The following is a 23,785-nucleotide window of genomic DNA, read 5'->3' as shown; positions in this document are numbered from 1 at the left end:
TAGAAGAGACTACTGGGTTTTGGTGTTTCTCTCGGAATTTTTTTTGTTGCCATCAATCACCCGAAAAGAACGGCGTTTTTTTGTATACTTGTTTTCCTTCTTCCGATGCCGGGAAGGGGCTTGTTTGGGTACCTGAAACTGTCCAGGGGCATTCCCGGGGTAACCGAGCCGAATCAACCACCGGGGCGGCCGTTTGTACAGGTAGTAGATACCACCGATCACGAGTGTAAACAGAATGACGGTGGAGGTTTGCACAAACAGGAGTCGTACCAGGCCGACGGTGATCAAACCGATCACGATCCATCGCCAAAACTTCTGCTTGGTACTGAACATGGAACAATCTCCCTCGTTTCTTCAAGATCCCACACTGCTGATCCGGTCGTGGGCCGGGGAAGAACGGTTCAACGTTTTTGCCGGTTGATCCTCCAATTCCCGCATTCGGTTGAAGGCGGCAATCGCGACTTCCACTTGTTCATCGTCGGGTTCACGCGTTGTCAGCTTTTGCAGCCACAAACCCGGATATCCCAGATAGGTCAGTACGGGGATGTCCCGAAGCGCATTGGTGATTCGGAGCAACTCATAGGAAAGCCCCACGACTGCGGGAATCAGCATCAGCCGGATGGCGATTCGGTCCCACACGTTGTCGTAGCTGAAGAAGGAATACAGGACAACTCCGACGATGATGGTCAGGATAATGAAGCTGCTCCCGCACCGATAATGGAGTGTCGACTGTTTTTGAACACGGTCTATGGTTAATTCTACCCCGGATTCGTAGGCATTAATCACTTTATGTTCGGCTCCGTGGTATTGAAACAGCCGTTTGATAATGGGGGTCTGGGCGATTGCAAATAGATAGCCCAGGAGCAGGAGGGTTTTGATCCCCCCTTCGATCAGGTTTTGCAGGATCAGGTTGGTAACCGTGCCGTCGAAGAGAATGCTGGCCAAAAATGCGGGCAAGGCAGTAAACAGAGATTTCCCGACCACCAGCGATAGAACGCCTACGGCTGTGACGCCCAGGACCATTTGCAGTTTGGAGGCGGATGCTTCTTCCACTTCCTCACCGGGTTCCAGATCATAGCGGTCGGTAGCGAATTGCAGATGCTTCGATCCGGAAGCGCTGGACTCGATAAGCGCGATGATTCCTCTAATCAGTGGAATCTTTTTCAGCCAGCCCAAGGGTGCAGGGGTCCGTCGAGCCAATTCGTACAGTTCGATTTCGCCGTTTTTCCGACGGATGGCTGTTACCTGGGCTCGACGTCCGCCCATCATGACACCTTCGACAACGGCCTGACCGCCGTATGCTGTCGGTTTTTCGGCCACTGGTTTTTTTCCACCTCCACCACGCTGAGCTCGATGTCTTATCCTGGTTTTTTATCGAATTGACAATGATCCGATGCAATATTCCCATTTTAACATATCACTGGGAGGAGGGTGTAATCTCTTTCCCGTGGATGGGATCAATCGGCTGTAAACGTTGTTATTTTCGACGAATGACCCGCTCTTTGCTTTCAGAGAATAGATAAGGGACGGATTCGTCGGGGTTACAGGGTTTTGTGTTACAATGGCGAAGGAAGAATGGGGGTGAATCCTTTGTCGAAGATATTGGTACTACACGGCCCCAATCTCAACCGTCTCGGACAGCGAGAGCCGGAGATCTACGGGCATGAAACACTGGATCAGCTCAATGCCCGTCTTCAACAACGCGGAAGGGAATGGGGGTTGGAGGTAAGCGTATTCCAATCCAACCATGAAGGAGCCCTTATCGATTGCATTCACGAGGCAGAAGGAGAATACAACGCCCTAATCATCAATCCAGGGGCTCTCACCCATTACAGTTACGCTTTGCGGGATGCGCTGGCATCGGTCAGTGTACCCGCCATTGAGGTACATATGTCCAACATTCATAACCGTGAAGCATTTCGCGGGATTTCCGTGACAGCACCTGTCACAGCGGGGCAGATCGTCGGCTTCGGCAGTGCCGGATACGAGTTGGGCTTGAGAGCGGCGATCCGGTTTTTGAAAGGGCCCTAGAAAGGAGAGAGGTTGTTGAAAAAGCGGCTGAATCGATTGCGTAAATGGATGGATGACCAGGGTATGGAGGCGCTTCTGGTCAGCCATCCGATCAATCGCCGATATCTGACCGGTTTTACAGGGTCAGCAGGGTGGGTGATTGTCACTTCAGAGGCACAGGTTTTGATTTCCGATTTCCGTTACAGGGTTCAAGCGAAGGAACAAGCGCCGAATTACGATTTCATCCAGCATAAAGGCAACCCCTTTACTACAGTAAAGGAACAATGCGACAACCTGGGCATCCGTTCCATCGCTTTTGAAAAGGACCATCTCACTTTTGGCCAATATCAGCGGTTGTCCGAGAGCCTAAAGTCCACCCGGGCGGTTCCGGTGGGCCGAGTGGTGGAGAAGTTGAGGGAAGTAAAGGATGCCTGGGAGATTGAAACCATAACGGAGGCGGCGCGAATTGCCGATCATGCTTTTGAAGCCGTCTTGGGGGAGATCCGGCCCGGTAAAACGGAGCGGGAAATTTCGATGCGTTTGGAGTTCCTGATGCGGGAGATGGGGGCGGATTCCTCTTCCTTCGATATCATTGTCGCTTCCGGTCCCCGGTCGGCATTGCCTCACGGGGTTGCCAGCGACCGATCCTTGCAAAAAGGTGATTTGGTCACGATGGATTTCGGAGCGCTATATCAGGGATACTGTTCCGATATGACCCGTACAGTGATGCTGGGACAGCCTGATCACCGGCAACGGGAAATTTATGAGATCGTTCTGGAGGCTCAAAAAAGAGCAGTCAAAGCGATTCGGCCGGGTTTGACCGGGAAGGAGGCGGACGCTGTTGCCCGTGACTGGATTATTCGCAGGGGCTACGGAGAATATTTCGGCCACAGCACCGGTCACAGCCTGGGTATGGAAGTTCACGAAAAGCCGGGTCTATCTGTAAAGGAGGGCACCCTCCTGGAACCCGGAATGGTCGTGACGGTGGAACCGGGGATTTATCTGCCGGACTTTGGCGGAGTCCGGATTGAAGACGACGTGTTGGTGACGGCTGAAGGATATGAAGTGTTGACTCACAGCTCGAAAGAACTCATCATCATCGAATAGAGCTCATGTTTTAGGATGTAAAGGAGGAACGTTGATGATTTCGACTAACGATTTTCGGACCGGTTTAACCATTGAACTGGACAACGATGTATGGCAGGTCATCGATTTTCAGCACGTAAAGCCCGGCAAAGGAGCGGCTTTCGTCCGCTCCAAGTTACGCAATCTGCGCAACGGCAACATCCAGGAACGCACGTTCCGCGCCGGCGAGAAAGTCCCCCGCGCCCATGTGGAAAGTCGTCAGATGCAGTATCTCTATGAAAGCGGCGGCGATTACACATTTATGGATAATGAAACCTTTGATCAGATCCAAATTCCCGGTGAGAAGCTGGAGCGCGAACTGAAATTTATCAAGGAGAACATGAATGTCAATCTGATCCTTTATCAGGGAGAAACGATCGGAATGGAATTGCCCAATACCGTGGAACTGGAAGTCGTGGAGACGGATCCCGGTATTCGGGGTGATACCGCCACTGGAGGTTCCAAACCGGCGAAAATGGAAACGGGACTGGTGGTTCAGGTTCCTCTTTTCATCAACGAAGGAGAACGGTTAATCATCGATACCCGAAAAGAGGAATACGTCTCCCGAGCTTGAGCCGCTGAAGCCAAAAAACCGTCGGTATCACCCGGCGGTTTTTTCAGTAGATCAGAAAGCCTTCCATAACCAGTCCATAATCTTGATTAAAAAAGCGGTAATTCCCGCCGCCATCAACGGCCCCACGGGAATCCCCCGCAGAAAGACAATCCCGAAAATCGATCCGATCACCAGTCCGACGATCATTTGGGGATCCACTTTCAAAAGATCCAATCCTTTTCCGTTCATATAGGTGGCCAGCGCCCCGCCTGCCAATGCCAAGAGGCCCGGCAATGTCGTAAAGACGGAGAAAACCTCTTTTAAGGATATACGTCCGGAGGCGAAGGGTACCAAGACTGCGATCGTGAGAAAAAGAAGTCCTATTTCCAGGCCGCGGCGTTCCACTGCGGGAAAAAAGCGTTCCAGGTGGGTCAATTTGAGGATGAGGAGCAGGCTCGCCGCAGTAGCGATGATCGGAGAACGACCGACGAGGCCGATCACGATCAGCAAGACGAGAAGAAGGTCCGGTTTCATAGCGTATCCCCTGTCCAAAAATTCTTTTGGTTCAATCTATGGGGGGATACGGAAAATTATTAAAGATCGGATGGGCGGATACAAGTTTTACCCGCTCTCAGACGGGTCTGGAGCGGGTTATTCACATACAATTTTTCCTTCCTGCCAACGGGGGACAAGCCGATAGCGGTCCGGCTGAAGACAATCCCGGAGATCCCGCTGCAATCCCTTTCCCGTCAGACGTTGTCCCGATTGACTCAGGGAGAGGGTTTCAAAGAGCCGTTCCCGGCAAGAGAGGTAACAGTTTTTCAATGCGAGGCCCAAGTCATCGCAGTGTACAGAGGGATCCAGTGTCTGCATTCGGTCCAGGAGACAACCCGCGGCAACACCGTCTTCCAGAGAAAATTCCCCTCGGGTTCCGGCACAGAGTAGCAGGACATCCCTGTGTAGATTTTTGGTGGATAAGGCACAAGCCGCGGCGTTGAGAAATCCGCCGATGAGGACATGAGTTCCTCGTCCCGCTTTAATCAGGGCACGAGTTCCGTTGGTCGTCGTCATGACAATCCCGCGCCCGTTCACTTTGTCCGAGGTGTAATCGGAGGGGGAATTACCCAGATCAAACCCCTCCAATCTTTTTCCATATCGCTCCCCGCCGGTGAGGAGTCTTTTTCCGGCCAGCTTTCGGGCTTCGGAGACGGTTTCGGCAGGCCGGATAAAGGCGGCTCCATGGGCCAGGGCGGTGATGATACAGCTGGAGGCACGGAATATATCGATGACGACGATGGTTTTGTGAACGAGCTGATCGCTCTTTAATTCATCCACATGAGGTACCACCGTTACCATCATATGGAATACCCTCCGAAAGTAAAAAAGGTATCCGAACGCAAACCCCTGCGCAGAGATTCCACGGACAGAGCTTCCTGAGCGGGAATATTACCCAAATTCGCTTTTGAGCCCAGCAGTTTGAGAATCGCCACTTGTTGCGGGTTTTGGGGACATTCCCAAATCAATCGGTGGCTTTCCACTCGTTCATAAATATTGAGCACGTAATCCGTATCCACACCCCCCTGGGAATCGAAGATACCGATATTCCGGCCTGATTCCCGTCCCTCCACAATAATGTACTCAGCACCGTCATCCCGGTCTTTGAAAAAGGTGTGAGCCAAGTCGGAAACAGGGGTTACGGATCCTTTCATCTTTTTTCCGATTTCTGTGATCACCCGGAAAGAACAGTCACGGGCCTTCCGGATGCACCGGGAGCGTTCCTCGTCCTGCAAATCGATGGTCCCGTCGGAGATCTCGACCCAGGAAAAACCCATGTCCGACAAGGTGTGGAAAAAGTCATCTGTTTGTTGTTGTGCCCAGGCCACCTCAAAAAAGGTTCCTCCGGGATAGAGATGGATCCCGTGAAGGCCAGCCAGATTCAGTTTTTCTTTGAGTACGGGAAAGGGCGTTAGGCTGGCGGTCCCAAATCCCAACTTGATGAAATCGATGTAGTCACCGGCTAAATCCAACAAATCTTTAAAAGCGGTTAAACCCAGTCCCTTATCAATAACCATAGTCAATCCGCTTAAACGGGGTTTGGACTCTCGTTCCAGGGACGGATCAAGCAATCGCGTTTCCCATGTTTTCTCGGTAAAGGGGTCCATCCGGCTCTCCTCACTTCCTGACGAGTCGTTCGGTCACTATGTTATGCGGTGAGGAGGGTACAGGTGCCCCGGAAGATCAAGTGGGTCGCAACCCTTTTTTGCGAAGGAGCAGACGCGATTTTCCCCCTTTCCCTTTCAGGCGTTCCGGCTTTCGGATGAAGATCATGGATAGAAAACCGCCGATGGCGGAGAGGAAGGCGTTACCGAGAAACAGCCAGATCTTGGCTCCCGCTAAGGCGCCAAAGACCGGTGGACCCAGTGCGACTCCCAAAAAACGGATACTGTTATATAATGAGGTGATCATGCCCCTTTCCTGAGAACCGACGGCAGAGGTGATCAATGTGTTGAGACAGGGGAGGATCAATCCGCTCCCCACGCCGATTCCCACCAAAATTGCCAATAAAACGTAAGTATTGTTGAAAAAGGGTACCAAACCCATTCCGACGGCGATCATAAACAGGCCGATGACGATGAATTTTTTCATGATGCTCATCTTTTGGTTGACATGACTTCCAGCCAAGTAAGAAGTGGTACTCATCGCCAACAGGGGAATGGCCAGGATCAGTCCTTTGAGGACCCCATCGATCCCGTACCGCTTCTCCAACAGGTCCGACAGGAAAAAGAGAACGCCGAACAGAGTGAACATGGTAATCAATCCGGCGAAAAAAGCGACGGATAACCAACGACCCTGCCGGTCCCAGGTTTTTTTCAGATGATCCTTGTATTGAGCGAGGGGTTGTTCTTTTTGATTCCGATTCGGCTCTTTGATCAAAAACCAAATGGCCAAGGCGGAGGGAACAGTTAAAATGGGAAAGGCGAAAAAAAGGGTGTACCATGTAATCAGAGCGAGCAGGGATCCGAGGATGGGACTTAACACTTTCCCCATGCCGTTGGACGCTTCGATGACACCGAGAGCTTTACTCCTTCCCTCCTTTTGGTATAGATCGCTGACCAGCGCCATGGTGATGGGAGCGGTTCCGGCGGCTCCGATTCCCTGAATGATCCGGCCGGTCAGCATCAGTCCATACATCCCCCATATAGAGGCGAACCCCGTCAGCAAACCGCCGGCCCCATACAGAATCAGGGAGGGAATGATGATCGGTTTCCGTCCGAGTCGGTCCGATAAAATGCCGGCCAGAGGGATGACTAGTCCCGCTGGAACGGAGAACAATGTGATCAGTAAACTCACTTGCAGCGGGGAGACATTCATTTTCGATTCAATGGTGGGCAGGACCGGGATTAGCATGGAGTTGCCCAAAACCATGATCAGAGGAACGGCACTTAAGCTGGCCAGTACCCATACACCGGTTTTCGGTTTTTTTCCGGAAGATTGAGTAGCCAAATCGTGTTCACCTCGTTCGAGTAGTGCGTACTTCGATAGCCTAACCCAAAAGCCGTTTTGCTATTTAAACTCTGACAGGGTATGTCTCCGGATGGGAGTGGGAAACTAACGGGAAACTTCTCAGGAAAGGAACGAGACCCGTGGATCCATCCAATGGTGTACGCAGAGACTTGGCCTACATCCGGGGATTGATGGAAGGCAACGAACAGATGGAAAAAAGGCCGGAAAGCAATGTTTTAAAGCGAATGATCCAACTGCTGGACGCAATGGCGGAGGAACACGACCAATTGCGCTTGCGGTTGACTGAACTGGAAGATTATGTAGAAGCGGTGGACGTAGATCTGAATGAACTGGAGTTACTTTTGTATGAAGAGGATGAAGAGACAGGGTGGGAAGAGGAGGAAGACATTGGATTCTGGGAGGTCCATTGTCCGGGATGCGATGAATCCCTTCTCGTCGACGAGGAGATTTTTGCCGATGGCCCTGAAATGGATGTACTCTGTCCGCACTGTGACAAAGTCGTGTTGGTGAATGACGAAGGCGATGTATGGGAAAAGGGGGAACGGGCCCGTACCGGTGCCGATCTTCATTAAGTGGATTCTATGGATTTTTACAAACCTTCGAGAGAGCGGACGAGGTCCGCTCTTTTTTATGTGCCGGGTCATAATGATTGTCCCTCCGCCATAACTATTAGGTAAATCCCGTATGGACAGGAGGGGGTTCCGATGCCCCGGCCCATCCTTGGAACGCTTCCACAAAGCTTGCGCCGGATGATAGAGTCGCTGCCGGAACCGATGAAACATTCATTGGAGGAGATCCGGGTACGGCAGGGGCGTCCGTTGGAAGTGATCACCCGGTCGCAGTCCCGGTTTGTCAGCGCTCGGGGTCAACCGGTTCAAAAAGAGAACGAGGGATATCACCCGACCAAAGACGATTGTGCCAAGATGCTCAATTTGGTTAGCAACCATTCCCTTTATGCTTTGGAGGAGGAATTGCGACGAGGCTACGTCACCATCGAAGGCGGGCACCGTATCGGGTTGACCGGCCGGGTGGTCGTGGAAGGGGGGGAGGTGAAGCACCTTCGGGAGGTGACGGGGTTCAACCTGCGCATTGCCCGTCCGATCACGGGGGTGGCCCTTCCGCTCTTACCCCGTATCCGCCGGCGGAATCGGTTGGATCAACTCCTCGTCGTTTCCCCGCCCCAGTGCGGCAAGACCACTCTGATCCGAGATCTTGCCCGCTTGGCGAGCCTAGGAGAAGGTGGCTTGATTCCGCAAAAAGTAGGGATCGTCGACGAGCGTTCGGAAATAGCCGGTTGTGTGGACGGTGTTCCCCAGTTGGGAGTCGGACCGAGAACCGATGTACTGGACGGCTGTCCCAAGGCGGAGGGAATGATGATGATGATCCGTTCCATGTCTCCCGATCTTCTGGTCGTAGATGAAATCGGCCGCAAGGAGGATACAGAGGCGATCTTCGAGGCTGTTCATGCCGGGGTTCACCTGATCACAACCGCTCACGGACGCTCTATGGACGAAATTTGCAGACGTCCGGCCCTTAGCCGGCTGATCCGGGAAAGAGTGTTCTCCCGTTACGTATTGCTCAGTCGCAAGCAGGGACCCGGGACGGTGGAAGCCGTTTTCGACGGATCCTTAAAACGGCTGACTCGTCGGGAGGTGGCGGAAACCCTGTGATCAAGCTGCTGGGAGCCGCCTTGATCCTCCTATCCACCTCCATTATCGGGTTTCGAACCGCAAAAAGCTTTGCGGACCGCCCCCGGCAAATCCGTCGGTTACGCACTTCTCTTTCGTTGTTGGAGACAGAGATCATTTATGGATCCAGGCGGTTGGATCAGGTTTGCGAGCATATCGCCCGCAGGGAGAAAAAGCCGATAGGAATCCTTTATCAACGTTGTACGGAGTATCTGAAAGGGTTGGACGGGGTATCCACCTATGAATGTTGGAAAAAGGCGGTTGACGAGGTCTGGCCGGAGACTGCGATGAAGGCACCTGAGCGGGAAGTCCTCATCGATTTTGGCAAAACATTGGGGATTTCCAACAGGGAAGACCAGCTCGCCAATCTGGCCCGGGTAAAGAGCAATCTTCAGGTGGAAGAAAATCAGGCCCGGGAGGAGCAGACCCGTTATGAAAAAATGTGCAAAAGTCTCGGGATCCTGGCGGGGGCTCTGATCGTCATTCTGATTTACTGAACAGGTGGGGGGAGACACCGATGCCTTATAACGTCGATGCGATCTTCCAGATTGCGGGCATAGGGATCATTGTCGCGATGATGCATACGGTACTCAAGCAGATGGGAAAGGAAGATTACGCCCACTGGGTGACGCTGATCGGGTTTATTGTCGTTTTGTTCATGGTGGTCATGTTAGTCCAGGACCTGTTCCAAACGATTAAGAATGTCTTTTTATTCCACGCGTAAACGGAAGGGGGCGATCCACTTGGAAATCGTCCAGGTGGTGGGGCTGGGACTCGTCGCCACCTTCCTCGTCCTGGTGCTTAAGGAGCAAAAGCCGGTTTTTGCTTTTCTGTTGGCCACTTTTACTGGAGTTATCATCTTCCTGAGCCTGATCGGAAAAATCGCCGATGTGCTTCATGTATTGACCCGGCTGGCGGAACAGGCCCGAGTGAACACTCTCTTTTTGGAAACCATTCTCAAAATTATCGGTATTGCATATATCGCCGAGTTCGGCGCGCAGGTGACCCGGGATGCGGGACAAGGTTCCATCGCTTCCAAAATCGAATTGGCCGGGAAAATTCTGATTATGGTGATGGCGATTCCGATTATTACCATGATTATTGAAACGATCGTCCAAATTCTGCCTACTTAAAAGGATGGTTCCGATGGCTAAAAGGATTCGCCTTCTGTGCTTCCTGTTCCTGATCGCGGGGTCTCTTCCCGTTCCTGCTGCGGCGGAGGCGGACGAATCGGTGGAAGAAAAGGTGGTTCGGACGCAACTGGATCAGCTGCAGACAGAAGAGGTAAAGTCCTTCTGGGAAGAACTTCGTCGGGAATATGAACGCTTTTTTCCGGAAGGACAGCCGGCGGACCTGTTTGATCTGGTTCTGTCCAAGGGGTCAGAGGGTTTTGAATGGGGAAACTTGGTTCAAGGCTTTCTCAAATATCTGTTTCATGAAATCCTCTATAACGGAAAGCTTCTGGGAACCATCATTGTTTTGACGGTTTTCAGCATGATTTTATCCACTTTACAGACCGCCTTTGAACGGAATCAGGTGAGCAAAATCGCCTATGCGATCGCTTTCATGGTCATCATCATCCTGGCGATGGACAGTTTCTCGGTGGCGGTGGAATCCGCTAAAACAGCGATTGAACGAATGATTCATTTCATGATGGCTTTGGTTCCGCTGGTACTAACACTGCTCGCATCAATGGGTAATTTCGGCTCCGTCGGTATGTTCCACCCCTTGATTGTTCTGATGATTCACACCATCGGCACACTGATTCATCTCGTTGTCTTCCCCCTTTTGTTCTTTTCGGCGGTGCTTTCCATCGTCAGCTGTCTGTCCGACAAATACAAAGTAAACCAGTTGGCCGGATTGCTTCGCCGGGTCAGTGTCGGATTGCTGGGAAGCCTGTTAACAATCTTTCTCGGGATTATCTCAGTCCAGGGAGCAACGGCCGCAGTCACCGACGGAGTGACGATCCGAACGGCCAAGTATGTAACCGGCAATTTTGTTCCCGTTGTCGGGCGGATGTTCTCCGATGCGGCGGATACGGTAGTGGGGGCCTCCCTTTTGGTCAAGAATGCCGTGGGTATGGCCGGAGTTCTGATTCTCCTCTTCATCAGCGCTTTTCCCGCCCTGAAAATCCTCTCTCTAGCGTTGATCTACAGTTTTTCGGCGGCTGTGATGCAACCCTTGGGAAACAGTCCGATCGTCGAATGCCTCAGTATCATTTCTAAAACTTTGATCTACGTTTTTGCCGCTATGGCTACGGTGGGGCTGATGTTCTTCCTGGCGATTACGATCATTGTGGCATCCGGCAACATTTCCGTCATGATTCGGTAGGTGAGACCCGTGTTTGAACTTTTGAACGGTTGGCTGAAGCAGATCATTATTCTCGTTCTCTTGGCTACCTTCATGGATCTACTCCTGCCCAACAACGCGATGGATCGCTACGTCAAATTGGTCATGGGCCTTCTGATCATTCTGGCGATCCTCTCTCCGATCTTTCAGCTGATTCGACAGGATTTGGACCTGACTTCTCTGAGCGATCAGCAGTTGGAAGGAAGTGGCAGGGAAAACCTGTCCTCCGTCAAGGCGATCAAACAGAAAGGAGAACAGCTTACCGAAACGCAAAACCGGCTGATTCACGAGCAGGCGGAACAAAGGATGGCGGCTACCTTGCGGAAGGGTGTGGAAAAGCGCTTCCCTGTCGAGGTGATCCAGTCGGAAGTGAAGACAAAAGGGAAGGAGGAAGCCCGGATTGAAGGCGTTCACCTGGTGGTTCGGCGGGCCGCCGACAAAGGGGGGGAGGAAGCGGTTGATCCTGTCGATCCCGTTGATCCGGTGGATATCGGCATGGATTCGGAATCCCGCAATAAAGAGGATCACCAAAAGGATGAGCCGTCATCAGAACAGCGGGCATTGAGCCGTCGAATCGTCCAATACGTGGAAGAAACATGGAAGTTGCCTCCCGAACAGATCAAAGTGGAAGTGGAGGATGGTTGAGGAGGGAGTCCCGGTGTTCAAGCGGTTATTCGACCGGATCGAACAGTCGATTGGCGGCGGAGAAGAAGGGGCTAAGAAAGTGAATACATTCCGCTGGTTGATTGTACTCGGCTGTTTGGGTGTAGCGCTGATGATCCTGTCCTCATTCTTTTCCGTCCATGAAGAAACGTTGCCTCCGGAATCTTCCGGAGAGAAGAATGAGGACGAGGCGGCAACCCCCGCCTGGAAAAAGAAAAATTCCGACTCCATGACGATGAAAGACTATGAAGCGATGTATGAAAGCGAGTTGTCAGAGGTTCTCGGAAAGGTGGTCGGTGTCAATGATGTGTCGGTGATGGTCAATCTGGATTCGTCGGAGAAAAATGTTTTGGAAAAGAATACTCGCCATTCGGACCAAGTTACCGACGAAACGGATCAGAAGGGAGGCTCTAGAAAAATCCGTGAAGAGACCCGGGATGAAAAGGTGGTGTTGCAAAGGAACGGAAACGGGGATCAACCGATTGTCGTCAAAAAGATCAAGCCCCAGGTAAGGGGGGTACTGATCGTAGCCGAGGGGGCGGAAAACCTGAAGGTGAAAGCGGCGATGATCGAAGCGGTACAGCGGGTACTGGATGTACCGGTCCATCGCATTTCGGTGATGCCAAAAGGATGAGGGGGATCGTTTGAAATGAATATGAACAAACAGACGGTTTGGCTGGTAACGATGTTGACGCTGATGGTGGTTCTTTCCGCTTACTACATCGTGACGGGGCCTGTGGAGCCGGCGGATCAGGTGGCGGTTCAGGACGAGGATGAAGGGGGCGACGATGTGGAAGTGAAGACGAAGGAGAAGGACCAACCGGATACCGGTGAGGAGAAGGACACATCCGCCAAGGAGGCGGAAAGCGATTACTTTGTGGGGTATCAACTCCAACGCAATTCCCTGCGATCGAAGATGACCGAGGAATACATGAAGGTTCTGACCGACCCCGAATCATCCAAAAAGGAACTGAAAAAAGCTGAGGCGAAGATCGATGAACTGATGAAAGTGGACAAAACGGAATCGGTGATGGAAGACCTCATCCGGAATGAAGGGTTTCGGGACGCTGTAGTCATCAGTGGCAAAGATCAATCCGTCGATGTGATCGTTCAGAGTGACAAACTTTCCAATAACCAAGTCGTCCAGCTGATCGGGATGGTTAAAAAGCAGATGGATGTGCCGGCGACCAAGGTATCCGTTGCATACAGAGAATAATTGAAACGGGAAGGACCCTCTTCGCCGAGAGGGTTTTCTTTTTTGTCGCACAATTGATTCCGTGGGGCAGAGAGCGTAAAATGGTCATAGACTGAACAGAAGTGCCCTTGGGCAGGCTTACGGCCAAGGTGTGTCTGCTTATCCAGACAAGCCCTGCTTGAGAGGTTCCGTCTGTTGAGATAAAATCTTGATCTGCGGACTTTTCGAAGGCTGGAGGTCTTCCAGCATACGGGTACGGGAAACTCTCGGTACATACCTGATAGGCAGGACGCTTGGAACGGGGCTGACTATACAGTCCTGTACCAGCATGACCAAGATGATTGACATCGGAGGGAGTGGATGTTGCGTGTCTATGAAGATGCATGAGCTTCGCGAATTGATCCGTCTAGTTGACGAATCATCCATTGAGGAGTTTGAATTGGATAACGACGGAACCAAAGTCGTTATCAAGAAAGCGCTGTCGGAAGCGCCCGTTGCTCCGGAACAACAACCGGAACAACCTGTTCAAGAGCGGCCCGCCGCGCCTGCGCCGGCCCCTTCCGCGCCGCGAGAAGCGGCAGAACCCCGGGAACCGGAGCCCAGTGTCGAGCAGGAAGAGGAGACCGATCTTCATCCGATTGTCTCCCCTATGGTTGGGACCTTTTACAGCGCACCGTCACCCGACTCAGATCCGTATGTAGACAAGGGAGATACGGTCGAAGAAAAAACAGTGGTCTGCATCGTGGAAGCGATGAAATTGATGAACGAAATCGAAGCTGAAGTGCGGGGCGAGATTGTCAAAGTACTCGTCGAAAACGGACAGCTGGTGGAATACGGTCAGCCGCTGTTTTTGGTTAAAACCGATTAAACAGCGGAAGGAGAGAGAATCATGTTTAATAAAGTACTGATTGCCAACCGCGGCGAAATCGCTGTTCGCGTAATCCGAGCCTGCCAGGAGATGGGGATTGAGACAGCCGCCATCTACTCCGAAGCGGATCGGGAGGCTCTCCATGTGAAGATGGCCGATGAAGCTTTTTGCATCGGCCCGGCCTCCGCCAGGGACAGCTATCTCAATAAAACCAATTTAATGAGTACAGCGACGTTGATCGAGGCTGACGCCATCCATCCCGGTTACGGCTTTCTATCGGAAAACGCCGACTTTGCCGAGCTGTGCGCCGCCTGCAATATCACGTTTATCGGTCCTCACCCTGATGCCATCGTGCAGATGGGGGACAAGACAACGGCGCGGGACACGATGAAAGCCGCCGGAGTTCCCGTTGTTCCGGGAACGGAAGGCGTCATCGAAGACCTCGAAACGGCAGTGGAAACGGCTCGCAATATCGGCTTTCCCGTCATGGTTAAAGCGACAGCCGGCGGTGGCGGCAAAGGAATGCGTGTTGTTCACGATGAAGAGGAATTGAAACGCGCAATCCGTACAGCACAGCAGGAAGCGGAAGCCAATTTCGGAAATCCCGGTGTCTATTTGGAAAAGTACCTGGTTGAACCCCGTCACGTGGAAATTCAGGTGTTGGCGGACAGCCACGGAAATACGATTCATCTGGGAGAACGGGACTGCTCGATCCAACGCCGTTATCAGAAATTGATCGAGGAAGCGCCCTCCCCTGCTTTGGATCCCGGTTTGCGAGAGCGGATGGGACAGGCAGCGGTTGATGCGGCGAAAGCGGTGGGGTATACAGGTGCCGGCACTGTGGAATTCCTCTTGGATAAAAACGGGGATTTTTATTTTATGGAGATGAACACCCGAATCCAGGTGGAACATCCGGTGACGGAGCTGGTGACCGGACTTGACCTGGTGAAGGAACAGATACGGGTGGCCGCCGGTGAGGCTTTGTCCGTCACTCAGGATAATATCGTCATTGACGGTTGGTCCATGGAATGCCGGGTCAACGCGGAGGATCCGGATAAGAATTTTATGCCGACACCGGGGACGATTCAGTTCTATCTTCCTCCGGGGGGGCCGGGGGTCCGGGTGGACAGTGCCGCATATCCCGGTGCCATGATTCCCCCTTTCTATGATTCCATGATTGCAAAATTGATCGTATGGGGGAAGGATCGCCAGGAAGCGATTCGCCGGATGAAGAGGGCGCTGAGCGAATATGAGATTGAAGGTGTCAGTACGACGATTCCCTTCCATATGAAACTCCTTAACCATCCGAAATTTAACAGCGGAGACTTTCATATTCAATTCCTGGAAAAGACGAACCTTGAGGAGGAATAACGGATGGCAAATGATGAGGTGCAGAACCGGGAGGCCCGGGTTACGGAATTGGGCAAGGTGGAAATCGCTCCTGAAGTGATTCAGATGATCAGCGGTTTGGCCGCCATTCAAGTGGATGGCGTCGCCGGTACAAGCGGCAACGTGGTGGATGATCTCAATCACTTTTTGGGTCGGAAAAGCCCGAAACAGGGGATCAAGGTGGAACTTGGGGAACGGTCGCGGATTACCGTTTCCATTATCGTGACCTATGGTTTCCACATCCCGGACGTGGGAAAAGAGGTCCAGGAACGGATCAAAACCTCGGTAGAATCAATGACCGGACTGGCAGTGGATGATGTAACCGTTCGAATCGCGGAGGTCCGGTTTCAAGGGGAACAGCCGGAACACCTTCCACAAGACCCTGAGGGTTCGCAACGAGTCCAATAAATGAGGGGCGAAATTCTCTCATAAAAATGAAGGGGGGGAGGTGTAGGGATGGATATGCTGAATCGGCTCCTCTTACTTTTTTACAGCCTGATTTTCGCGGTTCTGTCGGCAGTGGCCGTGGCGTTTACATTGGGAGCCGGTACCGGCCGGGAGCGGGTTGTCACCGATTGGATCGGTCAATTAAACCACAATCCCGATGTAAGGTGGCCGGTACTCATGATCAGTATCGTGGTTTTCATCGCCAGTCTTCGTCTGATCTGGTACTCTTTTCAGCGGAAGGGGGAAGCCCCCGGAGTCGACCGGTTGACGGAAATCGGTCACATCCGGATCTCCCTCAAGACGCTGGAAAATCTTGCGGAAAAGGCGGCCCGCAGGGTTCGGGGAATCCGGGATCTGACGGCGCGGGTGAGACATGACGGAAATCACTCCTCTATCGGTATCGGACTCAAGCTGACTGTAGACGGAGATACTCCGATCCAGGCTCTCTCCGAAGAATTGCAGCAAACGGTCAAAAACCACATCGAGGAGATCGCGGGAGTGGCTGTCAACCAAATTTCCGTGTACATATCGGATACCGTTCAACCGGATCGGTCGCGAGTTCGTGTTGAATAAGGTGGTGAAGGAATGGACCAGCTTTGGCAGACACACCGCGGACGAATGGTTGGAATCGCGGCAGGAGTTTTGTTGGGATTCATCTATCTCATTGCCGGGTTTTGGAAAACGCTTGTTTTTGGCCTGTTTGTAGCAGTCGGTTATGGGGTGGGAAAACAGATCGACAGTCGGGACGATTTAGGGGAGCTTCTTGAGGCGATAGTTCCGGAAAAATGGCGTAAATAATATCCCGGCCCTGTCGGCTCGGGATTTTTTTCTGAAAGGAGGATGGAGATGGGAAGACGACAGGTTCGAGAAAAAGTGCTTCAGACATTGTATCAGTACGAGATGAACGAAGAGGCCCGGGAAAACCTGATCCGAAAAAAGGGTCGTGCTCTGGAAAGAGAAACGGGGAAAGACAGTCTTGAGTTTTTTCTACGTTTGACCCGGGGGGTGATTCAGAACCAGGAAAAACTGGATCATGCCGTAGAACCCTTTTTGAAAAAGGATTGGACGATGTCCCGGCTATCCATTGTCGACCGGATGATTTTGCGGATGGCCGCTTATGAGTTGCTGTTGGAGAAGGAGATTCCCGAAGGAGCCACTTTGAACGAGGCAGTGGAATTGGCCAAAACCTTCAGTACCGAGGAATCCGCTCGCTTCATCAACGGAGTGTTGGGGAATATCACAGAAAATCTGGAAGAGGTGAAAGGAGGCCTGATCCCGGAGGAACCTTTGTAACTTGATGCCTGGGTATAATACGAACGTTTTTTATATTTATCATATTATCGTTCGTATATATCCTTTACAGCGTCGGTGACAAAGGGTACACTGAGGGCGAACAAACTGGAATGGATAGGAGAGAGTGATATCGTGGAACGGGGTCTTTTGATCGACGGTAAAGCGATCGCAGCGCAAATCAGACAGGAATTGAAGTCGGAAACGGATCGTTTGATACAGAATGGTGTACAGCCCGGGCTGGCGGTGATTCTCGTGGGACGGGATTCAGCCTCTGAGACCTATGTCAGGGGAAAAGTCCGGGCCTGTGCCGAAGTGGGTATTCATTCCGAACAGATTCGGATGCCGGAAGAAACATCGGAGGATGAGTTGCTGGATCAAATCAGAAAATTAAACAGAGATTCTTCCATTCACGGTATTCTCGTACAATTACCCCTTCCGGAACATATATCCCCGAACCGAGTGATCTCCGAAATTGACCCCGACAAGGATGTGGACGGCTTTCATCCCATCAATGCCGGACGATTGGCAACGGGGTTGGACTCTTTCCTGCCCTGTACTCCTCATGGAATCCTCCAACTGTTGAAAAGGACCGGGGTCCAAGTAGCCGGGAAGCATGCTGTTGTTGTCGGCCGCAGTAACATCGTCGGAAAGCCCGTGTCCCTCCTTTTACAACGGGAAAACGCTACAGTCACCATGTGTCATTCCAGAACGGAACATTTACAGGCGCACACCCGTCAAGCGGACATTCTGATCGCAGCAGTCGGCAAACGGCATGTGATCACAAAAGATGACGTCAAACCCGGAGCGGTAGTAATCGATGTCGGCATGAACCGGAACGAACAGGGAAAATTGGCCGGGGACGTCGATTTTGAAGAGGTACGTCCGCTTGCTTCCCATATTACACCGGTTCCCGGAGGAGTCGGTCCGATGACGATCGCCATGCTGCTGTATAACACTTGCCTGGCGGCGGAAGCCAGCGGAGATCAAAACCTTTAGACGAACAGCGAGGTCAAAAGGATGGGGATCAAGCAACGCGATGTGCTCAGCGTTACGGATTTGGTGCATTACCTCAGCCGGGTGATCGAGCAGGATGAAGGGTTGGCTCATGTGTGGGCGAAGGGGGAAATCTCCAACTTCAAACACCATTCCCGCGGACACATGTACTTTACGCTCAAGGATGAACAGACTCGCATTCGGGCGGTGATGTTCGCCGCAAATAACCGGCGCCTCCGGTTCCGTCCCAAGGATGGCGATGATGTCTTGGTGTGGGGGAGGATTGCGGTTTATGAAAGGGGCGGACAGGTGCAACTTTATGTCACCTGGATGCAGCCCAAGGGGATCGGTGAACGATACGCCGCCTATGAGCAACTGAAGGAGAAGCTGCAAGAAGAGGGGATTTTTTCTCCGCTGCTCAAGAAGCCGCTTCCCTATTTACCCCGTCGAGTGGGAGTGATCACTTCCTCCACAGGTGCGGCGGTGAGGGACATTATTACAACCATTCGGCGGCGGACTTCGATTGTCGATATTCTCCTTCATCCGGTGGCGGTGCAGGGAGGCTCAGCGGCGGAGGAGATCGCCGATGCTCTGGACCGGATGAACAAGGAAGAAGTGGATGTCGTGATCGTAGGGAGAGGCGGAGGCTCCCTGGAAGAGCTGTGGGCCTTCAATGAGGAAGTGGTCGCCCGCAGTATCCATTGCTCACGGATTCCGGTCGTTTCGGCGGTCGGACATGAGACGGACACCACCATTGCCGATTTTACCGCCGACATGCGAGCGGCGACTCCCACTGCGGCTGCTGAATTGGTTGCTCCTCGCTTGGATGGATTGCAGGATCACCTGACTTCGTTACAACAACGTCTTCACCAGGCGCGAATTCGGCGGTTGACGGAGGCGGGGGAGCGTTTGCGCCGGACGATGAAACGCCCGGTTTTTCGCCAGCCGGATGCGCGGTTGAAACCGTATGAACAGCGGTTGAATCATTTAACGAACAACCTGGTGCGTGCGGCTCGTCTTCAATTCATTCCGCACCGAAATGAATTGGAACGTTGGGCTTATCGGTTACACACCCACCAGCCCCGGGTCCGTCTCAAAGCATTAAAGGAACAGCTGTCCCAGTTGGACCGGGATTGCCGGGAGAAATTCCTCCGCCTTCACAAAGACCGTAAGGAAGCGTGGCTTCGCCGGGTGGATCGCCTTGACGCCTTGAGCCCTTTGAAGGTGATGCGGCGCGGATATTCGCTGGTTTACCGTTATGACGGCCAGGAACTCATTCAGTCCGTGAAACGGGTTCAGTCGGGGGATTTAATCCGTGTTCGGTTGGCCGACGGAACATTGAAGTGTCAAGTCTGGGGACGGGAGGGAAACTCCGATGAGCACGATTGATGGGGAAAACAACGAATGGAACGGAATAGATCAGCTCCCCTTTGAAGAGGCGATGAAAAAGTTGGAAGAGGTGGTGGAACAGCTTGAAAACGGCGATGTTCCTTTAGAGGAGGCGATTCGCCTGTTTGAAAAAGGGATGAAGCTGTCAAGGGTTTGTGGGGAAAAGCTGGAACATATGGAACAGCAAGTGGAAATGCTAGTGCAAGAAAACGGGGAATGGGTGAAAAAACCATTTCAAACCGAGGGGGATACGGATTAGGTGCGGGAAATTCAGCAATACATCAAAGAGAAAGCAGAACGGCTGGAGGAGAGGCTGACAGTCTATATGGAGGAGTCTGAGGAGGTGCCTCTGCGCCTGAGGGAGGCAATGGCCTACTCCCTTTTGGCTGGAGGCAAGCGGTTGCGTCCGGTTCTGGTGTTGGCTGTTTGTGAGTCGCTGGGGGGTAATGAAGAGAAAGCCTTGCCCTTCGGGTGTGCTGTGGAAATGATCCATACCTATTCCCTGATTCACGATGATCTTCCGGCGATGGACGATGACGATTACCGTCGCGGTCGGTTGACCAATCACAAGGTTTACGGCGATGCGATGGCGATTTTGGCCGGGGACGCTCTGTTGACGAAGGCATTCGGTATTTTCGCCGAGGCTTCCCTTCAGGCCGGTCTGGAGGAAAAAACCGCTCTTTCCTTGATCCGGGAGGGCTCCCGCCGTACCGGCGGTGAAGGAATGGTCGGCGGCCAAGTGAAGGATATTCTGGGGGAAAGCCGTTCTGTCAATCTGGAGCAGTTGCGGGATATTCACCGGTCCAAAACCGGCGACCTCATTGTCTATTCCGTTCGTCTCGGCGCCTGGGTCGCCGGAGCGTCGCCGGTCGAGATGGATGCGCTTACCAGATACGCCGAGCGATTAGGATTAGCCTTTCAGATTCAGGATGATGTGCTCAACGTGATCGGAGATCGGGAGAAAATGGGGAAACCGGTGGGCAGTGATGAAGAGAAGAACAAGGCCACCTATCCCGCACTGCTCGGATTGGAAGAATCGCGGGATTGGGTGAGACGATTGGTGGAAGAAGCCAAAGACCTCGTTCGTTCAGAACCCGGGATTGATTCTACCCGTTTGATGGGGATTGCCGATTATCTCACGAACAGAGATCAGTAAAGGAGCATTCCCGATTTTTCATCAGGTTCTGTTGGAAGAGAGCCTTGCTTCCCCTCCTTTCGTTGTCGGGCTCATAGGGTTGTGATATAATAGCCCCGATATCAAGGTGCCCGCCCAGGGCAAGTGGATCGATCAAGCGACCGGGATTTTGATTGTATCACTCTTTTATGAAGCATTCACTTTCCATAGATCCCGTGTATGATCGACCGTTGGCATACCGGCCAGAAGCCTTCCTATGCCGGTCAAGCCGGAGCGAAATGCCGGCCCGCCGCAAGCGGTCGGCATTTCGCATCTGAGGGTCGATATAGGAAAGATCGTGTTTGATATCCTTTTGGATCCGTGCAGAGGATAAGAAAAATGAAAGCGAAAGCGAGGCGTTCTTCGTGCACCTCGAACAAATTCAATCCCCTGAACAACTAAAGAAAATTCCTGTGGAGGAGCTTCCCCGCTTAGCTGAAGAGATTCGTCAGTTTTTGATGGAAAGTCTTTCCGTCACCGGCGGGCACTTGGCCTCCAATTTGGGTGTCGTGGAATTGACCCTTGCTTTGCATTACTTATTCGATAGTCCCCGGGACCGGATTTTGTGGGATGTCGGACACCAGTCCTATGTTCACAAGATCCTGACCGGTCGGAGGCACCTTTTTCCCTCCCTTCGTCAATATGAAGGATTATGTGGTTTTCCCAAACGGAATGAGAGCGAGCACGATATTTGGGAGACGGGGCACAGCAGTACTTCCTTGTCCGCGGCGATGGGGATGGCTGTGGCTCGGGATTTACAGGGGGAAAAACACCGGGTCATCCCCGTGATTGGAGACGGTGCCCTTACCGGGGGAATGGCGCTGGAAGCGTTGAACCATATCGGTAATGAGCAGCGGAATATGACAGTCATCTTGAATGACAACGAAATGTCCATCTCCCCCAATGTGGGAGCTCTTCACAACTATTTGGGCAAGTTGAGGACCCATAAGCATTACCATAAAGTCAAAGAAGAAGTGGAATACTTCCTGAAAAAAATACCCTCTGTCGGAGGAGCTTTTGCCTCAGCGGCGGAACGCATCAAGGACAGCCTGAAGTTCCTCGTCGTTTCCGGGGTGCTTTTTGAGAAACTGGGATTTACCTATTTGGGCCCCGTCAACGGCCATGATTTAGACGAGCTGATGGAGTGTCTGCGTCAGGCGGATCAAACTTCGGGACCGGTTCTTGTCCATGTGGTTACAGTGAAAGGCAAAGGATATCTGCCCGCCGAAAAAGATGCGGAAACGTTTCATGGCGTTGGTAAAAACTATAAGCTGGAAGCGGGAAGCCAAAAGCCCAAACCGGTGGGGGGGCCCGTCAAATACTCCAAGGTATTCGGCAATATCTTGATCCGTTTGGCGAAAGAGGATCCCCGGGTGGTTGGCGTCACTCCCGCCATGTTGGGCGGATCGGGAATGAACGAATTCGCCGCCCGCTTTCCGGAGCGTTCCTATGATGTGGGGATTGCCGAGCAGCACGCCGCCACATTTTCCGCTGGGCTGGCCACTCAGGGAATGAAGCCGGTCTTGGCTATATACTCTACTTTTTTACAGCGCGGCTACGACCAGTTGATCCACGATATCGCCCGACAAAAGCTGAATGTTATGCTGGCGGTGGATCGGGCCGGGTTCGTCGGAGCTGACGGAGAAACCCACCAAGGGGTGTACGATATCGCTTACATGCGGTGTATCCCCAACATGGCTATCATGATGCCCAAAGATGAAAACGAGTTCCAGCATATGCTTTATACCGCGTATCGCTACGATGAGGGGCCCATCGCCGTTCGCTTCCCCCGGGGAACGGGTCTGGGAGTGAAAATGGACGAAGAGCTGAAGGAACTGCCCCTCGGTAAAGCGGAAGTGCTTCGGGAAGGCGGCGATGTGGCGCTGATGGCTTTCGGGACGATGGTTCCCGCTGCGATGGATGCCGCTGATCAACTGGTCCGGGAAGGGATTCGGGCCAAGGTGATCAATGCCCGATTTGTCAAGCCTCTCGATACAGAGCTGTTGGATCGGTTATACCGGGAACAGCTGCCGATTGTCACCATTGAAGAGGGTGCTGAATCCGGAGGGATGGGCAGTGCAGTACTGGAATATTATGCCGAGCAGGAAGCATATGACATGGTCGTCAAACGGATGGGTGTTCCGGATGTTTTTGTCGAACACGGCGGAGTGGGTGACCAACGGGCGGAAGCGGGATTGACCCCGGAAAGGATTGTCCATACAGCCCGAACTGTGGTTCCCCGCCAACGCCGCCGGGCGTGAGGGGGTTGCCGTTGAGCAAAGAACGTCTGGATGTATTGCTGGTGGAAAAGGGCTTTTTCGAAAGCCGACAGCAAGCGCAACGAGCGATTATGGCCGGCTTGATTCGCATTGACGGGGAGCGGGTTGATAAAGCAGGGACAAAAGTACGGCAGGATGCCCGGATTCAGAGGATCGGAAACGAACATCCCTATGTGAGCCGGGGCGGATTAAAGCTGGAGAAAGCCATACAGGCTTTCTCCTTGGATTTATCTGGAAGGGTCGTTCTCGATATCGGGGCGTCCACCGGAGGATTTACCGACTGTGCTCTGCAAAACGGAGCCCGACGGGTTTATGCTGTCGATGTAGGGTATGGGCAACTAGCCTGGAAGCTCCGTCAGGACGATCGGGTCGTGGTCATGGAACGCACCAACTTCCGTTACATGAAGCCCGGGGATCTGTCCGGGGAACGACCGGATTTCGCCACCATTGACGTATCCTTTATCTCCCTGTCACGGATCCTGCCCCCACTGAAAACGTTATTAAAAGAATCCGCTCAAGTGGTTGCTCTGGTAAAACCGCAGTTTGAAGCCGGAAGGAAGCAAGTGGGGAAAAAGGGGATTGTAAGGGATTCCCGTATTCACCGGGAAGTCCTGACCCGGTTTTCATCGATGGCCGGTGACGAGGGGTTTTATTTGTCGGGCCTGGTTCCTTCCCCGATAACCGGGGCCGGGGGCAATATCGAATTTGTCAGTTTATTGTATCGGGACTCCACACAGACCACTCACTCTTCCGCTGAAGTAACCGCCGAGATCGAACGGGCAGTAAAGGATGCGCACGAATCAGGTAGCAATCACTAAGGATTGGAAGTTCCCTTCCTTTTCACC

General features: G+C 52.6%; 30 protein-coding genes. 24 read left to right on the top strand and 6 right to left on the bottom strand.

Features of this window, described 5'->3' with window-relative positions; genetic code table 11:
- Positions 1-9: 9 nt before the first annotated feature.
- Together CHM34_RS02345 and CHM34_RS02340 are read right to left on the bottom strand one after the other, a co-directional pair.
- Positions 10-333 (bottom strand): hypothetical protein, encoded by a 324-nt coding sequence (locus tag CHM34_RS02345; protein WP_094262949.1) that lies wholly within the window; start codon positions 331-333, stop codon positions 10-12.
- Between the two features lie 21 nt (positions 334-354).
- A complete protein-coding gene (locus CHM34_RS02340) occupies positions 355-1,269 on the bottom strand; it encodes a DUF1385 domain-containing protein (protein ID WP_094263091.1) in 915 nt (304 codons plus the stop codon).
- A 321-nt stretch (positions 1,270-1,590) separates the two neighbouring features.
- Between CHM34_RS02340 and aroQ the strand changes: the two genes are divergently transcribed.
- Genes aroQ through efp form a run of 3 tightly spaced genes read left to right on the top strand, consistent with a single transcriptional unit; the run spans position 1,591 to position 3,709 of the window.
- A complete protein-coding gene (gene aroQ, locus CHM34_RS02335) occupies positions 1,591-2,031 on the top strand; it encodes a type II 3-dehydroquinate dehydratase (RefSeq protein ID WP_206093732.1) in 441 nt (146 codons plus the stop codon).
- A 15-nt stretch (positions 2,032-2,046) separates the two neighbouring features.
- Positions 2,047-3,117: a M24 family metallopeptidase gene (locus tag CHM34_RS02330; RefSeq protein WP_094263090.1), complete on the top strand. Its 1,071-nt coding sequence runs from the start codon at positions 2,047-2,049 to the stop codon at positions 3,115-3,117.
- Positions 3,118-3,151: 34 nt separating this feature from the next.
- Positions 3,152-3,709 (top strand): elongation factor P, encoded by a 558-nt coding sequence (gene efp, locus CHM34_RS02325; protein WP_094262947.1) that lies wholly within the window; start codon positions 3,152-3,154, stop codon positions 3,707-3,709.
- A gap of 51 nt (positions 3,710-3,760) precedes the next feature.
- On the opposite strand, the gene CHM34_RS02320 is transcribed toward efp, so the two are convergent.
- The 4 genes from CHM34_RS02320 to CHM34_RS02305 all read right to left on the bottom strand — a co-directional run bounded on the left by CHM34_RS02320 (position 3,761) and on the right by CHM34_RS02305 (position 7,192).
- Positions 3,761-4,222, bottom strand: a complete 462-nt coding sequence (locus CHM34_RS02320; protein WP_094262946.1) for a DUF441 domain-containing protein — start codon at positions 4,220-4,222, stop codon at positions 3,761-3,763.
- A 117-nt stretch (positions 4,223-4,339) separates the two neighbouring features.
- Positions 4,340-5,047: a 2-phosphosulfolactate phosphatase gene (locus CHM34_RS02315; RefSeq protein WP_094262945.1), complete on the bottom strand. Its 708-nt coding sequence runs from the start codon at positions 5,045-5,047 to the stop codon at positions 4,340-4,342.
- Positions 5,044-5,850: a phosphosulfolactate synthase gene (gene comA / locus CHM34_RS02310; RefSeq protein WP_094262944.1), complete on the bottom strand. Its 807-nt coding sequence runs from the start codon at positions 5,848-5,850 to the stop codon at positions 5,044-5,046. The genes CHM34_RS02315 and comA overlap by 4 nt, the downstream gene beginning before the upstream one ends.
- A 76-nt stretch (positions 5,851-5,926) precedes the next feature.
- Positions 5,927-7,192: an MFS transporter gene (locus CHM34_RS02305; protein WP_206093731.1), complete on the bottom strand. Its 1,266-nt coding sequence runs from the start codon at positions 7,190-7,192 to the stop codon at positions 5,927-5,929.
- Positions 7,193-7,332: 140 nt separating this feature from the next.
- Between CHM34_RS02305 and CHM34_RS02300 the strand changes: the two genes are divergently transcribed.
- The 21 genes from CHM34_RS02300 to CHM34_RS02200 all read left to right on the top strand — a co-directional run bounded on the left by CHM34_RS02300 (position 7,333) and on the right by CHM34_RS02200 (position 23,758).
- Complete coding sequence (locus CHM34_RS02300; RefSeq protein WP_094262943.1) at positions 7,333-7,785, top strand: CD1247 N-terminal domain-containing protein; 453 nt, start codon at positions 7,333-7,335, stop codon at positions 7,783-7,785.
- Positions 7,786-7,917: 132 nt separating this feature from the next.
- Positions 7,918-8,883, top strand: a complete 966-nt coding sequence (spoIIIAA, locus tag CHM34_RS02295) for a stage III sporulation protein AA (protein WP_094262942.1) — start codon at positions 7,918-7,920, stop codon at positions 8,881-8,883.
- Positions 8,880-9,398, top strand: coding sequence for a stage III sporulation protein SpoIIIAB (gene spoIIIAB / locus CHM34_RS02290; protein ID WP_169713544.1), 519 nt, complete (start codon positions 8,880-8,882; stop codon positions 9,396-9,398). Before spoIIIAA ends, spoIIIAB begins: the two co-directional genes overlap by 4 nt.
- A gap of 20 nt (positions 9,399-9,418) precedes the next feature.
- The gene (gene spoIIIAC / locus CHM34_RS02285) at positions 9,419-9,625 is read left to right on the top strand and encodes a stage III sporulation protein AC (protein WP_094262940.1); all 207 of its coding nucleotides are present in this window, start codon (positions 9,419-9,421) and stop codon (positions 9,623-9,625) included.
- Between the two features lie 19 nt (positions 9,626-9,644).
- Complete coding sequence (gene spoIIIAD / locus CHM34_RS02280) at positions 9,645-10,034, top strand: stage III sporulation protein AD (protein WP_094262939.1); 390 nt, start codon at positions 9,645-9,647, stop codon at positions 10,032-10,034.
- 13 nt (positions 10,035-10,047) lie between these two features.
- A complete protein-coding gene (gene spoIIIAE / locus CHM34_RS02275; protein ID WP_240511816.1) occupies positions 10,048-11,232 on the top strand; it encodes a stage III sporulation protein AE in 1,185 nt (394 codons plus the stop codon).
- Between the two features lie 9 nt (positions 11,233-11,241).
- Positions 11,242-11,895, top strand: coding sequence for a stage III sporulation protein AF (gene spoIIIAF, locus CHM34_RS02270; RefSeq protein WP_169713543.1), 654 nt, complete (start codon positions 11,242-11,244; stop codon positions 11,893-11,895).
- Positions 11,896-11,908: 13 nt separating this feature from the next.
- Entirely contained in the window at positions 11,909-12,547 is a 639-nt protein-coding gene (spoIIIAG, locus tag CHM34_RS02265) for a stage III sporulation protein AG (RefSeq protein ID WP_169713542.1), read from the top strand.
- A gap of 15 nt (positions 12,548-12,562) precedes the next feature.
- Positions 12,563-13,129: a SpoIIIAH-like family protein gene (locus CHM34_RS02260; protein WP_094262936.1), complete on the top strand. Its 567-nt coding sequence runs from the start codon at positions 12,563-12,565 to the stop codon at positions 13,127-13,129.
- A gap of 352 nt (positions 13,130-13,481) precedes the next feature.
- Positions 13,482-13,976 (top strand): acetyl-CoA carboxylase biotin carboxyl carrier protein, encoded by a 495-nt coding sequence (gene accB / locus CHM34_RS02255; protein WP_094262935.1) that lies wholly within the window; start codon positions 13,482-13,484, stop codon positions 13,974-13,976.
- A 21-nt stretch (positions 13,977-13,997) separates the two neighbouring features.
- Positions 13,998-15,347 carry an acetyl-CoA carboxylase biotin carboxylase subunit gene (gene accC, locus CHM34_RS02250; RefSeq protein ID WP_094262934.1) on the top strand — a complete coding sequence of 450 codons (1,350 nt, stop codon included), beginning with the start codon at positions 13,998-14,000 and terminating at the stop codon, positions 15,345-15,347.
- Between the two features lie 3 nt (positions 15,348-15,350).
- Complete coding sequence (locus CHM34_RS02245; protein ID WP_094262933.1) at positions 15,351-15,773, top strand: Asp23/Gls24 family envelope stress response protein; 423 nt, start codon at positions 15,351-15,353, stop codon at positions 15,771-15,773.
- Between the two features lie 48 nt (positions 15,774-15,821).
- The gene (amaP, locus tag CHM34_RS02240; protein WP_094262932.1) at positions 15,822-16,385 is read left to right on the top strand and encodes an alkaline shock response membrane anchor protein AmaP; all 564 of its coding nucleotides are present in this window, start codon (positions 15,822-15,824) and stop codon (positions 16,383-16,385) included.
- 12 nt (positions 16,386-16,397) lie between these two features.
- Positions 16,398-16,610 carry a DUF2273 domain-containing protein gene (locus CHM34_RS02235; protein WP_094262931.1) on the top strand — a complete coding sequence of 71 codons (213 nt, stop codon included), beginning with the start codon at positions 16,398-16,400 and terminating at the stop codon, positions 16,608-16,610.
- A 48-nt stretch (positions 16,611-16,658) separates the two neighbouring features.
- Positions 16,659-17,105 (top strand): transcription antitermination factor NusB, encoded by a 447-nt coding sequence (nusB, locus tag CHM34_RS02230; RefSeq protein WP_169713541.1) that lies wholly within the window; start codon positions 16,659-16,661, stop codon positions 17,103-17,105.
- Positions 17,106-17,237: 132 nt separating this feature from the next.
- Positions 17,238-18,101 carry a bifunctional methylenetetrahydrofolate dehydrogenase/methenyltetrahydrofolate cyclohydrolase FolD gene (gene folD, locus CHM34_RS02225; protein ID WP_094262929.1) on the top strand — a complete coding sequence of 288 codons (864 nt, stop codon included), beginning with the start codon at positions 17,238-17,240 and terminating at the stop codon, positions 18,099-18,101.
- A 21-nt stretch (positions 18,102-18,122) separates the two neighbouring features.
- Positions 18,123-19,487, top strand: a complete 1,365-nt coding sequence (xseA, locus tag CHM34_RS02220; RefSeq protein ID WP_094262928.1) for an exodeoxyribonuclease VII large subunit — start codon at positions 18,123-18,125, stop codon at positions 19,485-19,487.
- A complete protein-coding gene (xseB, locus tag CHM34_RS02215) occupies positions 19,474-19,746 on the top strand; it encodes an exodeoxyribonuclease VII small subunit (protein WP_094262927.1) in 273 nt (90 codons plus the stop codon). The genes xseA and xseB overlap by 14 nt, the downstream gene beginning before the upstream one ends.
- Positions 19,747-20,643, top strand: coding sequence for a polyprenyl synthetase family protein (locus CHM34_RS02210; RefSeq protein ID WP_094262926.1), 897 nt, complete (start codon positions 19,747-19,749; stop codon positions 20,641-20,643). It begins immediately after the preceding gene.
- 383 nt (positions 20,644-21,026) lie between these two features.
- Positions 21,027-22,922 (top strand): 1-deoxy-D-xylulose-5-phosphate synthase, encoded by a 1,896-nt coding sequence (gene dxs, locus CHM34_RS02205; RefSeq protein WP_094263087.1) that lies wholly within the window; start codon positions 21,027-21,029, stop codon positions 22,920-22,922.
- Positions 22,923-22,927: 5 nt separating this feature from the next.
- Positions 22,928-23,758, top strand: coding sequence for a TlyA family RNA methyltransferase (locus CHM34_RS02200; RefSeq protein ID WP_094262925.1), 831 nt, complete (start codon positions 22,928-22,930; stop codon positions 23,756-23,758).
- Positions 23,759-23,785: the final 27 nt, after the last annotated feature.

Origin of the sequence: Paludifilum halophilum, assembly GCF_002245355.1 — a bacterium.
Lineage (GTDB): Bacteria > Bacillota > Bacilli > Thermoactinomycetales > DSM-45169 > Paludifilum > Paludifilum halophilum.
The sequence above is the reverse complement of the archived record's forward strand: the minus strand, read 5'-3'. Positions and strand labels throughout refer to the sequence as shown.

What these genes read in the sequence shown, in the direction of transcription:
- spoIIIAC (WP_094262940.1), top strand. Translation starts at nt 9,419, where the DNA reads ATGCCTTATAACGTCGATGCGATCTTCCAGATTGCGGGCATAGGGATC.
- comA (WP_094262944.1), bottom strand. Translation starts at nt 5,850, where the DNA reads ATGGACCCCTTTACCGAGAAAACATGGGAAACGCGATTGCTTGATCCG.
- CHM34_RS02235 (WP_094262931.1), top strand. Translation starts at nt 16,398, where the DNA reads ATGGACCAGCTTTGGCAGACACACCGCGGACGAATGGTTGGAATCGCG.
- CHM34_RS02315 (WP_094262945.1), bottom strand. Translation starts at nt 5,047, where the DNA reads ATGATGGTAACGGTGGTACCTCATGTGGATGAATTAAAGAGCGATCAG.
- accB (WP_094262935.1), top strand. Translation starts at nt 13,482, where the DNA reads ATGAAGATGCATGAGCTTCGCGAATTGATCCGTCTAGTTGACGAATCA.
- nusB (WP_169713541.1), top strand. Translation starts at nt 16,659, where the DNA reads ATGGGAAGACGACAGGTTCGAGAAAAAGTGCTTCAGACATTGTATCAG.
- spoIIIAE (WP_240511816.1), top strand. Translation starts at nt 10,048, where the DNA reads ATGGCTAAAAGGATTCGCCTTCTGTGCTTCCTGTTCCTGATCGCGGGG.
- xseB (WP_094262927.1), top strand. Translation starts at nt 19,474, where the DNA reads ATGAGCACGATTGATGGGGAAAACAACGAATGGAACGGAATAGATCAG.
- xseA (WP_094262928.1), top strand. Translation starts at nt 18,123, where the DNA reads ATGGGGATCAAGCAACGCGATGTGCTCAGCGTTACGGATTTGGTGCAT.
- CHM34_RS02260 (WP_094262936.1), top strand. Translation starts at nt 12,563, where the DNA reads ATGAATATGAACAAACAGACGGTTTGGCTGGTAACGATGTTGACGCTG.
- efp (WP_094262947.1), top strand. Translation starts at nt 3,152, where the DNA reads ATGATTTCGACTAACGATTTTCGGACCGGTTTAACCATTGAACTGGAC.
- amaP (WP_094262932.1), top strand. Translation starts at nt 15,822, where the DNA reads ATGGATATGCTGAATCGGCTCCTCTTACTTTTTTACAGCCTGATTTTC.
- CHM34_RS02320 (WP_094262946.1), bottom strand. Translation starts at nt 4,222, where the DNA reads ATGAAACCGGACCTTCTTCTCGTCTTGCTGATCGTGATCGGCCTCGTC.
- spoIIIAA (WP_094262942.1), top strand. Translation starts at nt 7,918, where the DNA reads ATGCCCCGGCCCATCCTTGGAACGCTTCCACAAAGCTTGCGCCGGATG.
- CHM34_RS02345 (WP_094262949.1), bottom strand. Translation starts at nt 333, where the DNA reads ATGTTCAGTACCAAGCAGAAGTTTTGGCGATGGATCGTGATCGGTTTG.
- accC (WP_094262934.1), top strand. Translation starts at nt 13,998, where the DNA reads ATGTTTAATAAAGTACTGATTGCCAACCGCGGCGAAATCGCTGTTCGC.
- CHM34_RS02340 (WP_094263091.1), bottom strand. Translation starts at nt 1,269, where the DNA reads ATGATGGGCGGACGTCGAGCCCAGGTAACAGCCATCCGTCGGAAAAAC.
- CHM34_RS02245 (WP_094262933.1), top strand. Translation starts at nt 15,351, where the DNA reads ATGGCAAATGATGAGGTGCAGAACCGGGAGGCCCGGGTTACGGAATTG.